This is a genomic window from Chryseobacterium sp. (assembly GCF_008014695.1).
Classification (GTDB): domain Bacteria; phylum Bacteroidota; class Bacteroidia; order Flavobacteriales; family Weeksellaceae; genus Kaistella.
Genome location: NZ_VOXE01000002.1, coordinates 679659 through 695798, shown reverse-complemented (window position 1 = coordinate 695798; position 16140 = coordinate 679659). Strand labels below are relative to the sequence as shown.

The window sequence follows — 16140 nt, the reverse complement described above, 5'->3', positions numbered from 1 at the left end:
CGTTGGCTTGCGCCTCCCCGCTGTGACGCGGTGAGGTTGCTTCGAGGGCGCTGTGCGTCCCTACGATTACCGGCACTGATTTCGGAACTCAATGGATAACAGCACAATACCTGCATTCCCATTAACAAATACAGGAAGATAAATTTTCATTCATACTGAAAATTATACCGTATTTTTAAAGTAAGTTTGTTCAACAAAAATTGAAATATCATGATTTACACCGCTGATTTTTTTGCACCAAGCAGTATGTATCCTGCTGATGATTTTGTACAACTGGTAGACAGTTTTACCAATGAAAACGTCAATTACATTAAGTCGGACAGTACTGCTTGGATAGATGACGGCGTGGTATTCCGTACTAAGGACAGCATATTTTATATCCTGAGCAACTATTTTTCCGGAGAGTACGTGAACGTGAAGCAGTTTGGGGCAAAGGGCAACGGCACAGAAAATGATGCCCCCATCATCAATCATGCAATTGAAACCACTGCGCGGCTGAAAATGAGGCTGTTCATCCCTAAAACTGAAGCGTTTTACCTGATCGACCCCGAATTACTGGAAGGAGACGAATCAACACTAATGCAGCCTACCGTACATGTCGGAATGCTTATCCAAAGCAATATGCATCTATTTTCTGACGGAGCTGTACTGAGATTAAAAGACAACGTATCTACTGCGTCTGAAAATGTGGCAATAAGAATGTTTTTCTCCAATCAATTCCTAAACGACATCAGTATATCGGGACTTGTTCTGGATATGAACGGACTGAACAATCTGATCACCAATCCGGCAGCCGTTCCATTTAGATACAGCAGAGAAACACAGTTCCACTTCGGTTTTTCCGGGACTCCGGACGGAGTTGCAGCAGGAGCGAACAATGTGCTTATCGAAAACTGCAGCTTTATCAATACCGCCGGGGTGACCTGCATCGGGATGGGGCAATCGAATACAGAAGATGTTGTACTGGGAACCAACTGGGTCATCCGAAATAATCTATTTAAAAACAACGGGCTGGATTCCATTGACCACTCCTCCATCTATGCGCTGGCGAACGGTGTAAACTGTTACAACAATACTTTCTTCAATGACACAATGAAGGACTTGGATGACCCGACCGGTGGACAGGTGGCTTATGAAGTGCACGGAAGCAATCAGAATTTTTTTTCGAATAATATAGTAAACTACTTCCAGGGATTATGGGTCGCTAACAACGTCGCCCAACCTAAAATAGAGCACATCTACATCTATGACAATACCTTCAGAGTCAGCGGCTTATTTGTGGACTTTTATAATTTCAATCTGGAACAACCGCCGTTTTATCCTATTGAAATCGAGAATGTGGTTATCAGGTCCAATGTAGGAACTATCACCAATGACACTGTTCCGGATTTTACGAAGCAATTTGTAAGACTCAATTCGAAAAAGGCAGCTTCAAATGTATTTATCGAAAACAACACCCTCATCAGTGAGTCCCAGGATAAAGAATGCAGTTTCGCTTCAGCGGTCCATAACGAAGGTCAGGTCAGCGGCCTCCACCACATCTTCATCAATAATAATTCCGGGACCAATCTAGACAACGGATGCCTTTTTTTCTGGGGATCGGATATCGATTACGGGCACATTGAAGTACTAAACAATTCCTTTACTTACAAGAACAGTTCTGCCTTTGATATAAAATTATACGGGGAACCAGAAATGGGTGGAAAAATCCTCAGCCTTGTTGTCAGCAACATCAGTTCAATTTTTTCAGACAACAATGAGAGGGCTGTTATTTCGGGTGATTTTACTTATCCGTATACCAATATGGACCCGGGAGGTGTGTCCGTTGGAAACGGCCATTTAAAAAGCAGCCTCAGTTCATCCAGAAATTTCCTTACTGTAAATGTCGAACTGACGATAGGGTCATCGACTACTTTTGACGGATATCCGATCACATTTAAAATAAACGAAACTTCTTCCGAAACATCCACCGTATGCGATGCCATCATCGTAAAATCCACGGACCGATTCCTTGTGAAAGGCATTGTGGACCGGACCGGCAGCTGGTGCACGTTGGTTGATGCAAACGGAATACCCATAAATTCCGGCGTACCGACCCCACTCACAGACGGAACTGTTATCAGCTGTATTTTCGTTGTTGACAATAATGAAATATTGATTTAACTTTTATCAAATCTGCTCCAGAAAAATATCCTTATTGTGGATTGATTCACTGAAGATATTAATAAGCCTGCATTTGGGCTCGGGGACCGGGGCTTAATTGCGAATTCTTCTCTTGTCGAAAAGTTCTTCGCCAGGAACCGGATGTGCGTCCGTAAAAAGCTGCGTGTCGTATGTCTTATTTCCGCTGACGTCATCCATCACAATGCTGCGCCATTTAACCGTTAAGATGTACGAGTCATATTTCCGCATCCTTTTCTGCCACGGCTCATTAATATACACAATGAAGTGCTGCTTCGTGGGATCTTTTTTAAACTCAACAATTATAAAATTATCTTTGGGATCCACATGCTCCACAATTATTGCTACCATTTTCATTCTGCAAAGTTGTTACATTCCGTAGTACTGACAAAAAATATCATGGTATAAATTGTAACATTATTGCAATGAAGTAGCGGGACTTGACCGCTGCCTGATATGAAGAAGCACCAGATAAAAAGGGTTGAGTTGTGGAGTGGTTAAGTTGCAGAGTTGTTGGTTGCTTCATCGACTTACGCCTCCCCGCAATAACGGCGTGTCGTGAGGGTTAAAGTTATTCACCATCTTTCAACAAATGCCCAATTAAAGCCTTCTGCGAAAGAAAAACACGGTAGTACCGAAGGCCTACCGAAAAATATCCGTGCGGTTTTCCAAACTTTGGTGAAAGAAAAGCACTGCTATGAAACCCAGGATCACCCGCCTCTGCATTTACCCGAAAGACATCCAGCGCGTTACCGGAAGAAGCGAACGGTACAGCCGGGAAATGCTCAGCAAAATAAAAAAGGCGCTGAACAAGCAGGAGCACCAAATGGTATCGGTGGAAGAATTCTGCACCTATATCGGGCTGCCGTATGAAAGCGTGAAGGAGATGATTACGGACTGAGGGGTTGTTGAGTTGTGAAGCTGTTGAGTTGTTGAGTTGTTGAGTTTAAAAGAGTAAAGAAAAAAGGAAAGGAGGTTTTTTGAACTTTAATTATAAGATAAGTCTGGTAGCCATTAGCTCGTTTTAAAAATAAAAAATATTCCAGCGACTATCAACATAACCAAACATAAAATAAGATTAATCTTTCTTGCAAAGGTAGTTGGTGAATCATCACTATACAGATTCTTAAAAAGCAATTTGTTGGTTATCAATAAATATAGTAGCAATGCTCCCACAATCACACAAATAGAACCTTTAATCATAAAATTAATAATTTAGACAGTTTGATCGCGGTATCTTCCATTTAGATTTTTACAGTAAAAGGTTCTGAATAAAAGGCGTTTGTTTATTTTCTAATAATTTTAGCCTGATAAGAAAACTCTCCCATCTGAACGGTTACAAAGTACAGCCCTTTCGGAGCATTGCTAAGATCTACAGATGCATTCTGCATATTGGCAAAATTACGCTCCATAATCCTGCTTCCTACGACATTGTACACCGTAATACTTCCTTTTGAACCCAAGAGACTATTGTCTGTTTTCAAATAAACCGTCCCGTTCGTTGGATTGGGGTAAAGTATCAGGTCCTTTTTATCGGAAGCAAGTTCTGCGGTGGCCAGGGTACCGCCCGCCTGTCCATAAAGGTAGAGAAATGCCTGATAATACTGGTCAGCGACATTTTTGTCGTGGATGACGAGAATGTTTTCATCGTTCTTCGTTTCAGCTGAAGCACTCCAGTTGTGCGAACCTGTTAAGAGCGTAGGATCCGAGGCTGCATTGAAATTATCCACAAGGATAAACTTATGGTGCATGACTCCGGCGCCGGCATACTGTACCATTTTGGTTGGGCCAATAGCTGCCTGCAGGGACGGGATATCATTGCCGGAAGGGTTTTGGGTATCGAAGACCGCCTGAACGGTGTTGACCCCTGAATTGTATCTGTTGACGATTGCGTCGCGCACATCGTCGCGGGTGATGAGCATCGTGGCGATTTCAATATCCGTATTGGCGGAATTGATGACATTGATGATCTGTGCATTTGCACCGTCGGAAGGGCTGAAATAACTGCCGACTGCTTTTCCGTTGATGACAAAGGTATGCGGCGTATTGTTGAGTTTATAAGGCCCGAATTTGGAGACCGTGGTATTCGGCAGCAGGACTGATGATCCCCACATTTCTTCGAACTCCATTTTGTAGGCTTGTGCCAATGCTTGATCCTGAATGGCGATGGCATTGTTCTTATCGGGACCGTCGATCTGCACTGCCGTCCAATTCGTGGAGCCTGTCCACACCCACGGAACATTAGGGTTGGAACTGTCGGCATCGAACACCACAAATTTATTGTGCATAATACCGTACGAAGACGAAGTGGGACTGGCCAATGTCGGGATTGCCGGATTCAGCAGCGGGATCATGACGCTGCCGGTGCTGCCGTCATACACTACACGGACTCTCACTCCCCTGCCATATGCGTTATTGATGGCACCTGCAATACCAGTGGTACTGCTCGGAGAATAACTGTTGTAAATGGCAATGTCCAGGGTACTTTGGCAGGCATTGATGTAGGTGATCAGCATATCATCCAACGTGCTTCCAAGATCCAGAGCGGGCTGGTATTGCGCTGCGGAAGTGATTACAGGATGATTAAAATATACATTCATCACTCCCGTGGAAAGTGACTGTGCCGCCAGCATGGACGAATTATATGTTTTATTCGCGCCGTCCCTTAGAGTATACTCATATCTGATAAATTCCGCCGGTTCAGCGTCGGTGATTGTATAGGTGTAGCGGTTGGTGCTGTCGATGGCGACCTGCTTTTCAGCCAGGGATTTGGCGTTGAACGCACGAAAATCGACACTCCTGTCGAAAGTTAAGGCGATATTTTTATGATTATAGGTCACCGTATATCCGTTTTCCTGGACAGTGGTCTGGGAGAAAACAGTTCCTGAAAACAGGGTGCAGAGCAGCAGAACGAAAGTAGATTTTGCATGCATGGCAGATGTTTTTGTAGAACAAAGTTAGGAGAAGTTTTGAGATATTGCGGAAACTTGGTGTTTTTATCTCCAAAATAGTAATAGTTTAGTGAACATGTGTAATTGGGTGTAGAGAACTCCAGCAGTATTCAAGTAAATTCTTATTCGATTATTACTCTGTACCGTTTACACCAGTGTTTAACTCACTAGGTAACTTGAAATGGAGGCATATATTTAAGTGCATAAAACCAGTCTCTTGAAGCTCTTGTTCCTGAAACTTGTAATTTGTATAACTGCCCGTTCCAAAATAAGTCTCCTTCTTCATGATTTCTTATTAAATCATCCCAAAAATTCGTAGCCACAACCCCTGCTTTATGTACCTGCATAATCTGAAAGCGGGTTTTAATTACTTAATTTGTTGTGAAATATTATTCCCACTCTAAAAAGTTTTTCAAAACTCCCGGATTATATATTTTGTCATATCCTACTTGCTCATAAAACATAAAAGTAATAATTAGTGGTTTATGCAAATAATCAGGATTGCTATTCTTAATCCGATATTGAACATATTGACGCTTCACCGTATTAAATATAGTGTCCTTTACTTGTATATTCTTTTTTAAATCCACTATAGAATTAATCTTATTATAGTTTTTATTGAAAAATTTCTTTTCCATGGATATAACTCCTGGATAAAGGTCACTTTCATATATTAATGATTTATATTTATTAGCATCATTTTTTTCTACGGCATTTAAAAACTCTGTGACAGTTCGTTTAATTTTTCTGTCTTTTGAAGTCTGTGTGTTGCATGATAGCAACGAAACACTAAACCATACTATTAAAATTATCGTTCTCATCTTCCTACATTTTGAAGTTTATTTTCGTGTTCCATTCTTTGTTGCTCCAGTTCCTGTCTTTTCTGAACCTCCGGACTATTTCGAACCCTTATATCATTTTGCCGCATAATAGAATTTGCAGTATTTACAATATTCGATTTTGAACTTAAATTAATGATTGAATTACTCCTGCTATTAACATCTTTTGGAAGTGAACCATCAAACACATAATTGGTAATTTCTGTTTTCGTTTTATTATCCATTTTCAAATCTGCTTTATTAACTAAATATTGTGCAGTTTGCATTTGTCCAAATTGAAAGTCCAGTTTATCTATATATTTGACTGCCTCTGTATTTTCTCCCATTGCCTTTATTTCTCCAGGAGCATCTATCGCTGTATTAATTTGTTTTATTAATTCAAAAACACCCAGCGCTTTTGTAGCTTTTGCTTCGCCTGCAAAAGAAGTAAAATGACCGTCCGCATTATTCCATTTACCCATACCTCTAGCACCCGATGGTAAATCTGCTACATCCATTCCTTGTAGTGCAGAATTGCCTGATTTATAATTTAGATAGGATATTACATAACTTGGGAGCGGGCCTTTAGGATATATATCGTTTGCAATCATTCCGGTTGCAGTAATCAATCCTCTTTCCTGAAGTAATTCCAAACCTTCTAACTCTCTGCCTAATCCCATCTTATTTTCCTGAAACGCATAAGTGGAATTATATTGAAACTTTTCACTCATCGGATCCACATTAAAGAATCTTCCTAATGTGGGGTCATAATTCCTCCATTTAAAAGAATTCCATCCTGTTTCAGTCTGCAGTTCCTGATTTTGGAAACCATATTTATAATTTTCATTTGCCGTACCTGAACTGATGCTTGCATTGAACTCCAACCCAAACGGGTAGAAATCTGTGGTTCTGTCTACCGCGGGATTTCCTGTGCCGTCATTATAAAATGAGAGCCTTATGTTACCCAGATGATCTTTGTACTGGTAAATATACTTATTTTGCACGAAGTCGAAATAACCTTCTGAAGTAGGAATAAACTGCAATCCATTTGCACTCAAAGGCACCCCATTAACGCCGTTATAAGAGCTGTACTGAAACCCGTCGAGATATTCCATTGTCTGTGATGCATTATTTTGTGAGCGACCTGAAAAGAAATTGTATTTTTTCCTAAGTTTCACGCCGTCTGACCTGTAAAGGTAAGCGGTGTTGACATGAATGTTTTCGCTATTCCGTACCACATAGCTGCTGAATTTTATATAGTTTGGGAGGTTCAAAAAGTTGTAGTCAATCTGTAAAATCCCTTTATCAACATGGTTTTTCATATTTCCATTGTTGTCGTAGGAAATGGTATTTCCCGCAGAATCAGGATAACCCCTGTAATCGAATGAGCCATCAGTAACTGAAGTAAGTTTATTCCCTGAATATGTATAAGTGAGTTCGTCTATATTATTGGCGAAACCAGATAAAGATAATTCAGCAGATCTCTTTAAGGCCAAAATATTGCCGTTTGCATCATAATCCAATTTCTCAAAATATTCCTTGGCAGACGGGTTAGCATCTGACTGATAAAATCCTGCTCCCAGTCTGTTTAGAGCATCATATACATAACCATACCTCCTGTAATAATTATTCGGATCTGTCGATGTTTTCCAGTCCACTTCAGCGATGTTGCCGTTGTATTTCGGTTTTACCTGCAGATTCATATAGTCTGTATTCGGGGTCTCCAGACCCTCGACCTGATTGTACCTGATCTTATACCCGAATAGATCGTTACCTAAGGCTGACGGATCATTGATCTGGGTTATCCATCCCCGGATGTTATAGGTGTAATTTACGGTCTGCAAACCGCCACCCACAGATTTTTCCTTTAGCTGCGAGAGCTCATTGTAGGTGTTCAGCACCAGCATCTCTATGGGATTGCTGTCTACCTGATGGCTCTGTGAAAGCAGTCTGTTTTGGGGGTCGTATGTAAAGCTTTCCGAAATAGTCCGCTCCACATCCGCCGCTGTTCTTTTGTGGTAGGTTTTATTCTGCTGAACCGCTCCCCCAAAATCCAGTTCCGATTCGGTCTTCGTAAAACCTCCCAAATGATTGATGGTGTGTGAACCGATAGCTCTTCCTTTGGTATCATACCAGGTATAGCTTTTGGTCCAGTTGTCGTCCTCAATGTTTTTCACATAAGAGGCGGTAGGCAAAGATTTCGTGCTGATGCTGCTGTTCTGCGCGTCCTGAGGCAAGACCGCCTGAGTAAGAATTGTGGCCGGAATTGTTGGTGTACCGGCAGGATAGGTATCATAATAGTTTACAGACATTACCTTTGTAAAACCGGTTGGGTAGGAAACATTACCGTAATAAACCAGCATGTTGCCACTATAGAAACCTGTGCTGTGCCGTGCTTCATTATTTGAAGCTGCTGCTCCCTGTAAATTATCAAGTGACTGCTGTACCGTTTGTCTGCTGGTTCCTAAATCAGCCAAACCCGTATACACCACCCTTCCGAACATATCATATTTCGTAAAGAGCCAGTCATTCTGAACATCTTTGGTAGCAACCAGCCGGTCCTGTTGATCATACACCATCCATTCCCAACCTTTACCCGGGAGTTTCTTTTCCACGAGGCGGTTGCGGCCGTCATATTTGTACTGGTAACATAAATTATCCAACGTGGTTTGGTCTAAAGCTGGAGCAACGCTCGCCAAAGGGGGAATAACGAAAGCCAACTGATCATAATCATTGTACACATAATAGGTGTCTACATTCTGTGTACCGTCATTTTTCCTTACCAAAACGGTTTGTCCTGCTCCGTTTTTGAATTCGATGGTAACATTGCCGTCTTCATCGGTTACCGAGTTTTTATAAAGCTGGTTCTCGCCGTAAGTTCCGGACAGGTTGATGGTTGCTTCAAAAGTGGTATAATTAAAGCTTGCCGCGTATTTTTTAACTTCCGTATGTGTATTGGCATCATAGCCAAACTGTACCGGATGGGTATTCCAGTCATTGCCTACCTGTTTCTGCTGAAGAATCCTATCCAGAGGAGAGCTCTCCAGGATTTTCTCAGCATAGATCTTTTCTGCCCCATAGACCGATGTGGCATTAGCATGGGGATCGGAGTAAATGTCCCCGTTCAGGGTACTTTGCTGTGGCACCGGCAGATAATCTTTAACCTGTCTCCCAAATGAGTCGTATTCTATTTTAATTACCACATCTTTTCCCAAAGGTGATGCCTTTACATTCACCACCTGTTTTGGCCGGCCCAGACCATCAAAATACTGGACCGTACGAACTTGTTTATAAGAGGCGGAAGAAGTAGTCACCGGTTCCAAGTAAGTTCTGCTTTCAACGTAGTTCTCTGTATTGCTTTGCGCTAAGGTAATTCCTGGTAAAAACAGCAAACTAAATAATGATACTATTATTTTCATGGTTTATGGTTTGTAGTTGTATTTGAATTCTTTCAGGATATTGCCGGTCTGGCTTCCTTCCCTGATTTCCTTCAGCCTGTTTGAAGTGTCATAGATATACACTTCACGGATACCGGAAGGCGCAGTGAAGCTTCGCACGCCGATGAGCGGATCGTAGGTATAAGTGGTGATTTGATAATTACCGAAACTCGCTCCCTTCCTTAAACTGTCCAGCGCAGCAATCAAAGCCTGTTCGCTGGCCACTGTTCCCTGCAGTTGGTCATTTTCTGCAGCCACTACAACGGCGGTCACCAATGCGTCGTTTTGAATCTGGTCATAAGTTGCCCCTTCAATTTTGGCAACCGGTTGCGTACTGCCGTAGCCCCAAATGATGGTTGTAGGGATTCCTGACCTGGAGGTGTACTGCAGCAGATTGCCTCTGGTATCATAGCGATCATAGGTTACTTCAGTGCCCATATTAGTATTCTGCAAACTTTTGCTCAATATTTCGTACGGCAGAGGCAAACCAGAAGTCTTCAGATCTGCTTCGGCCTGTGATGCTGGATATTGGATCAACACCTGCGAAGTAGTCTTCCCTGCATCCAAACTATCCTTCCTTTTGATTATAGTTGTTTCAACCGGAACTCCTATCATATTTTTATCAATCAGATACTGGTTGCCATTTTCGTGTGCGTAGCGATATGATATTGTCTTATTTGTGCTGTCCGAATATGTGATAATTTCTTTGGTCAGATTAACTGTATTCAGGTTTTCATTCATAAATTCTTTGGTTACAGTTACACTCTTATTCCCAAAATAGTGCGTCTCTTCATGATTTTTCAAAAACTGTCTAGGAACGATGATCGTTGCACTCACCACCTCAAAAGCGTCTGCAGGACTGAACAGAGGTACACATTCGGAATTGTCTACACTTTGGTCTTTATGCATAAACACTTTTAAATCTTTCCGCACGGATGATCTGGAAGGATCTTCCGTATAGGTATTTTTAGCTTTGCTAAGCAGATTATTATTGGAATCGTAAATCAACTCTTCTAACATGTTTCCTCTTTTGTAATCATTATTCTGCATGATCACTGAATATTTCCCGTCGATCACAACATCTGGCCCAATACTAAACTTTGTTATTTTCCGTCCTTTGCTGATCCCGTTCTGATCCAGATTCTTTTCAGTAACATATTCATAGCTCATATTGTTTTTCAACTGTCCGCCGTTAGAGTTGGATCCATACCTCCTAAAATTGTATTTTGTAATAATTAAAGTAGGGCAGATTAATTCAAATTCCGGCGAAGCACAGCACCCATTATTCGTATACAGATAATAAGAATTATTATCCCAGTATAGATTAAGGTTAGGATTATTGAGTTTACCACTGCTGATAGAAGTTCCCGGAATATTGTACTCAAACCCCTTTTTGTCAATAAACGCATTATTTGAGTCATAATTGGTGATGCTCTTCACCCTCAAGCCACCGGCCAATGTATTTAAATCTTTCGGGCCACTTGGTACCAGCTGGAAGTCTACATTTGCATTAAGGGTATGACCCCAAATGACCAACTCGCACTGTATGTTTCCTTCTGTTACACTGAATTCTTCTGTTCCTTGGCCATACTTAATGTTTTTATAGTAGGTATTGCCATTATTGCGTACATAGATTTTAGCATAGGCATATTTTAAAGGTATCGTACCAGTACTGGAAGTCGTAATATTATAATTAATTAATATTTTTCCTGATTGATAATCCTGTAAATCATATGTCAGTGATTTGGTGCCCTCACAACAATAATTAAATGAACAAGTGCCTGAGCAAACATTAGCAGGAGGGCTGATATTGAAGTTTACCTCTCCGATGCCAGGAGCTGTACTGCCATTACCTATATTATCTAAATGTAATGACCCTATATTGATCGGTTCTCCATAATGAATCTTTTGACCAAAAAAACTGTTGGTTTCATATTCAAATACAGTTTTACCTTTAGTAGGATATATGATCTCAGTAAGAATCCCATTCTGGTTGGTTGTGGTATTGACCTGTCTATCGGCAGAACCAAAAAAAGTATTGGGTTTAATATAAGTTTTGGGAATCAAGTCAGCATTGCTTTTACCGTTGAAATACCCAAAATAATCTTGGCTAAAACTATTTAAGGCGGGTAATGGGTTTTCATTGTATTTCAGTTCACAAAGAAGTTTATCATCTCCCGCACTCTCCTCGACTACTTTTACGAGTTTCAGTCTTCCTGACCCAGTAAAGGTTGAGTAATGGAACCTGATTATTTTAAGGGTCTGATATGCGCTTGCTGTATTTTTCTCAACAATAATATGATCCAAATATTTACCAGCGTAGCTTCCTAAATTCTGACCCAATACAAATCTAATTCTCCCGCCATCAAAATTGATCTCACTCACTTTCTTGGATAATTGCGGCAGATTGGTGAACATGGTGTTCTGGATAATTTCCAGGACTGCTGTTGTAGGAGAGGGAGGAGACTCGTGTTCGGTAACTGTATACGACTGGGTTTGGGAATAGTTATAAAAAGGCAGTGTCTGAAACTGGTTCTGGTAATCAATGGTGATCATATTCCCGCTGCGCAATATTTTGGTCAGAAGATAGGAAGATGTATAGGTTTCCTGTCCGGGATTTGTAGCTCGTACTGCCTTCTCTTCTTCCTGAAAAAAGTATTGTATTCCTTTTGAATCGGTGATCTCAAGCGGGCCATCAATTGGAGGCCCACCTGTTTTCCACTTTATTCTATAATCATCTTTGGGAAATTTCAGATCATTGTCATTACTCCCTCCCCTATAAAATTCTCCGCTTACGGTAGGTAACTGAATTTGATAGCCATCTTTTACCCAAGATCTGTTGTTTACATAATCATTTCTGATTATTGAATGGGTATGGTTCAATATATCATTAACAGTGGGTACATCATAAACCCCAGGTTCATTCTCATCAGGAGTGTCTCTTACATCTACGTTTACCTGTCCTCCTGAGCTTAAGGACCAGCCTAAACCAACCCACCCGGCTTCTTGTCCCACTTTAATCCCTGAAGCATGATACATCAGTTTAATTGGTAATTCCAGGTCTCCTGATTTTACGGTATATAATGGAATCTCAATTGCGGGTAAGCCGGTTGACAAATTAACAGGGTACGTACCATATTTTCCTATATCAGCAACTGCAGGAGATACGGGATAAACTTTTGGTTCATAAGAAGCGTTCGTGCTTTGAGCTTTATAAGGAGCTCCTGGAAGTAAAAACAAAGTCATTACTAAATATAAATTCTTCATTTTAATTTTGGGGTTATATATTAATCATTTAGGCAGTTTAAATTCAGTTTTGCCACTACGAAATGTGCGCTCAATCGTAAGACCTTGGTTTAAGTGTCTATAGCACCTGTAAAACAAATTATAATACCAAAAGCAAACCTAAAAAACATAATTCTTTTATGGTGGTTATGGTTTATAGTTGTATTTGAATTCTTTCAGGATATTGCCGGTCTGGGTTCCTTCCCTGATTTCTTTCAGCCTGTTTGCAGTGTCATAGATATACACTTCACGGATACCGGAAGGCGGAGTGATGCTCCTAACGCCAATCAATGGATCATAGGTATAGGTGGTGATCTGGTAATCTTTGAATATTTGCTGTTTCCTGAAATTGTCCAGCAGAGTTAGAAATAATGATTCATCATTCGGTGTCCCTGAGAGAGCATCTGTATCTGATGCGGAGACGATATTTTTGATGTAGGGAATTTCCATGATTTCGTCATATTTAGCCCCTACCATCTTTATAATGGGAAACCTTTGGTTATATCCCCAAATTATTGTTACAGGCACTCCCTTTTTTGTAGTGTATTGAAGATGATTCCCTTTCGAATCATAAAAATCATAGGTCACACCAGTATAGGAAATTGTTGGGTTTTGTATATCAAAAATTTTTATGCTTAACGGCAATATGAGATTTCCCGCCTGTGGAGTTGGAAAGTTATTTTGATCAGGATATACCGTTTCAGTTTTCGAAATTATTTTGGTTATTCCATCGGTGTTCCTAATCGTCGAGGTCTCCAATGGATATCCAGTCATGTTCTTATTAATTAATACCTGATTATTCTTTTCATATGCATAGCTATAATTGTTCTCCTCTATATTACCGTCCGGAAATGTGACAGTTTCCTTCGTTGGCGAATAGTGAAATGGGCTGGCGTAATAGTATTTTTTTATTGTTGTCAAAGAGTCCCCGTTGGCCACATATTCTTTTTCAACTTCTTCATCAATCTGGCTGGTCTTAGCTTCCAAAAAATAATATCCTATGCTTTTGTTTAAAAGTGTCGCAAATGGCTCAGGGCATGTTTCTTTTTCATCATATAAATCTGCAATAATAATATTGTGAAATCTCCGGTTGTCATGACCCTTTTTAATATATTTTTTCTCAATCTCCTTTATTTTTCTCGCATTATTCTTTTCAAAAAATTTTATTTTTGTTTCATTCCCATGATTCCATCCTGTATTAGACCATTTATTCGCACCGAAATCTGTTAAATACTCATTATTACCATGGATCTTGGCGACATAATCGTCTCTGTTAATTATAAACTCATGTTCAATATTCCCGTTTTCAAAATTGTCACCTCCCAGACTTTCGCTAACAACTCTATAATAAATATTGTTTCCTCCAGAATTAAAAAGAGATTGCAAAGAACTGGATTTAAGTATATTATATCTTTGAAATTGAAATTGACAATCTGTGGTTGGGAAAGGGTTACCATTTTCCCCTGCAATGTTATCAGGGCAGTAAGTTCTTAATTCATAATTCGATAGAAATTGTGGGGTCGCTCCTATATCACCACTGGAAACATTCTTAATCTGATATTTATTATAATAATATCTTTTCTTTTCAAGACCATTACCATCGCTGCTTATCAGACTTTTAATACGAACGCCCCCATAATCAATGTTATCATTGAATTTGATACTCTTTTTGGAAAGATATTCATAGCTTACATCCAAACATTTAAAAGCACTAACTTTCAACTCATAATTTGTGTTCGGAAGCAGTTTAAAATAAACAAGTTTACTTTGGACTCCCAGTTCCTGTAGTGCTAATGATGCAGTGTTAGTTAAATAAACTTCTCCTCCTGAAATATTCACAATTGTTCCGTCGTCTAAATTTTGTAAAGTTAGGGTTGCGTGAGGATCTTCCTGAATATGGCTGGAAGGTGAACAGGTAAGACCATTGTTTGTTATCTCCGCGTAAAGTGTTACATCCTCATCCGGATCAAGGGATCCCGAATTAAATATTTTGCTATGGTTATATATACTGCCAACTAATGAGGAATTAAGGTAGGTAGCAGTTTCCTGAAAACTTTGGTAGTTGTCAATGATTTTTTTTCCGCCGTAATAGGAATTCTGTTCATACTCAAAATCAGTAAATCCTCTTGTAGGATAGGTAATTCTTTTAAGCATCCCGTACTTGGAAACCTGGGGGTTTGGGTCTCTGTTAGCCCCTTCGGGGAGAAGTACATTTTTAGGAATAAAATAATAGTCGTTTGTTGCATGGTTATAATAGCCCCATAGATCTTGAGCTAGAACCAAACGTGACGGCAGTAATTCGGGTGAAATATAAGCGAAATCATATTTCTGATTACTCTTTGAGTAAGTAATATTAGTCAGAAAGTTTCGTGAGTTGCCTGCTATGAGCTGATAACTCAGGTTTATTTCTTCTTTGACCTGATTATCATTTTTATACTCTATTATTTTATCCAGCAGCTTAACATTCGGAGTGGTTCCGCTATTTTTATAAATTAGTGAAACCCAACCATCAACTACATTATTAGAACTGATTTTTATTAAATTCTTGACATAATTAATCTGATGATTGTAACAGTTATTGACTATTTTTTGGGTTGCAGAAATAAACATTTGGTTCCCTGCGAGGCCCCAATTACAGGGAGAGCTATTGTAACTGAACAAGTTCTGACTTGCAACAGATTTTACATTCTGCTCTATACTGCTATCAAATGAATAGGAAGAATCAGCGTACTCAAAATATATCTCCTCACCGGTTGGATTAACTACCTTAGTTAAATACCACGACATTATAATATTAGTAGATGATGGTTTTCTACTGCCTGCACAGGAACTGCTAAAGTTTTTTGTATATTCCTTGGCTTCGAAGTAAAATTCGATTCCTTTATTATCAGTAATCTTAAATCCTCCCTGAATTTGAGCAATCTTCAAATCTGATGGGGTTAAGAGTATAAATTGATTGTTTTTATCCAGAATAAATTTTCCGGTGTTGCCCAAGAAATTAAAATTATATATATCGTATTCTAAATTTTGTAGCGAAATTGAATATTTATGAGTCTTTATAAAATCATAATAGCTTGCTTCGAGCATGTTATTGCTCGTCATTTGATTCGGGGTGACATTATTAGTCCCCGTTGTATCTTCAGGCCCATTAACCACCCGTGAGATGACGCCCCCAACATTAAAACTCCATGTTTGTCCCAAGGTATTATCAATATCATCCACCTTAACTCCTGAGGTACTGTAACCAAAAGAGATAGGAATGGTTAAATTTTTTGTATTGTAATTTAAAATAGGAATATCAGCCCTTATCTTCCCCTCAAACAAATTAGATTCCTGAAATCCATATGTTGCAAATGCATACGTTGATGGAGCAGGTGGCAATATATCTATTATTGATTGACCATCAGTAGATTGTGATTTCATTGAAGCCATAATCAATAGAATTGACACTAAAACTATTTTTTTCAT

The 16140-nt window shown here is 39.7% G+C and carries 8 protein-coding genes; 2 read left to right on the top strand and 6 right to left on the bottom strand.

Annotation, left to right across the window (positions count from 1 at the left end):
- Nucleotides 1-210 precede the first annotated feature (210 nt).
- A complete protein-coding gene (locus tag FUA25_RS07610) occupies nt 211-2163 on the top strand; it encodes a hypothetical protein (RefSeq protein WP_147756297.1) in 1953 nt (650 codons plus the stop codon).
- Nucleotides 2164-2256: 93 nt separating this feature from the next.
- On the opposite strand, the gene FUA25_RS07605 is transcribed toward FUA25_RS07610, so the two are convergent.
- Entirely contained in the window at nt 2257-2538 is a 282-nt protein-coding gene (locus tag FUA25_RS07605) for a hypothetical protein (protein ID WP_147756296.1), read from the bottom strand.
- Nucleotides 2539-2878: 340 nt separating this feature from the next.
- Here FUA25_RS07605 and FUA25_RS07600 point away from each other — a divergent pair, with 340 nt between their 5' ends.
- On the top strand, nt 2879-3082 hold the full coding sequence (locus tag FUA25_RS07600) for a hypothetical protein (RefSeq protein WP_147756295.1): 204 nt from the start codon (nt 2879-2881) through the stop codon (nt 3080-3082).
- 385 nt (nt 3083-3467) lie between these two features.
- On the opposite strand, the gene FUA25_RS07595 is transcribed toward FUA25_RS07600, so the two are convergent.
- The 5 genes from FUA25_RS07595 to FUA25_RS07570 form a co-directional block, all read right to left on the bottom strand.
- Entirely contained in the window at nt 3468-5114 is a 1647-nt protein-coding gene (locus tag FUA25_RS07595; RefSeq protein WP_147756294.1) for a phospholipase D-like domain-containing protein, read from the bottom strand.
- Between the two features lie 407 nt (nt 5115-5521).
- On the bottom strand, nt 5522-5953 hold the full coding sequence (locus tag FUA25_RS07585; RefSeq protein ID WP_147756292.1) for a hypothetical protein: 432 nt from the start codon (nt 5951-5953) through the stop codon (nt 5522-5524).
- Nucleotides 5950-9369 (bottom strand): DUF6443 domain-containing protein, encoded by a 3420-nt coding sequence (locus FUA25_RS07580; protein ID WP_147756291.1) that lies wholly within the window; start codon nt 9367-9369, stop codon nt 5950-5952. The genes FUA25_RS07585 and FUA25_RS07580 overlap by 4 nt, the downstream gene beginning before the upstream one ends.
- 3 nt (nt 9370-9372) lie before the next feature.
- Nucleotides 9373-12654: a hypothetical protein gene (locus FUA25_RS07575; RefSeq protein ID WP_147756290.1), complete on the bottom strand. Its 3282-nt coding sequence runs from the start codon at nt 12652-12654 to the stop codon at nt 9373-9375.
- A gap of 165 nt (nt 12655-12819) precedes the next feature.
- Nucleotides 12820-16140: a hypothetical protein gene (locus FUA25_RS07570; RefSeq protein WP_147756289.1), complete on the bottom strand. Its 3321-nt coding sequence runs from the start codon at nt 16138-16140 to the stop codon at nt 12820-12822.

Bases quoted from the DNA above. Each gene is read 5' to 3' on its own strand.
- FUA25_RS07595 (WP_147756294.1), bottom strand. From the start codon at position 5,114: ATGCATGCAAAATCTACTTTCGTTCTGCTGCTCTGCACCCTGTTTTCA.
- FUA25_RS07570 (WP_147756289.1), bottom strand. From the start codon at position 16,140: ATGAAAAAAATAGTTTTAGTGTCAATTCTATTGATTATGGCTTCAATG.
- FUA25_RS07610 (WP_147756297.1), top strand. From the start codon at position 211: ATGATTTACACCGCTGATTTTTTTGCACCAAGCAGTATGTATCCTGCT.
- FUA25_RS07575 (WP_147756290.1), bottom strand. From the start codon at position 12,654: ATGAAGAATTTATATTTAGTAATGACTTTGTTTTTACTTCCAGGAGCT.
- FUA25_RS07605 (WP_147756296.1), bottom strand. From the start codon at position 2,538: ATGAAAATGGTAGCAATAATTGTGGAGCATGTGGATCCCAAAGATAAT.
- FUA25_RS07585 (WP_147756292.1), bottom strand. From the start codon at position 5,953: ATGAGAACGATAATTTTAATAGTATGGTTTAGTGTTTCGTTGCTATCA.
- FUA25_RS07600 (WP_147756295.1), top strand. From the start codon at position 2,879: ATGAAACCCAGGATCACCCGCCTCTGCATTTACCCGAAAGACATCCAG.
- FUA25_RS07580 (WP_147756291.1), bottom strand. From the start codon at position 9,369: ATGAAAATAATAGTATCATTATTTAGTTTGCTGTTTTTACCAGGAATT.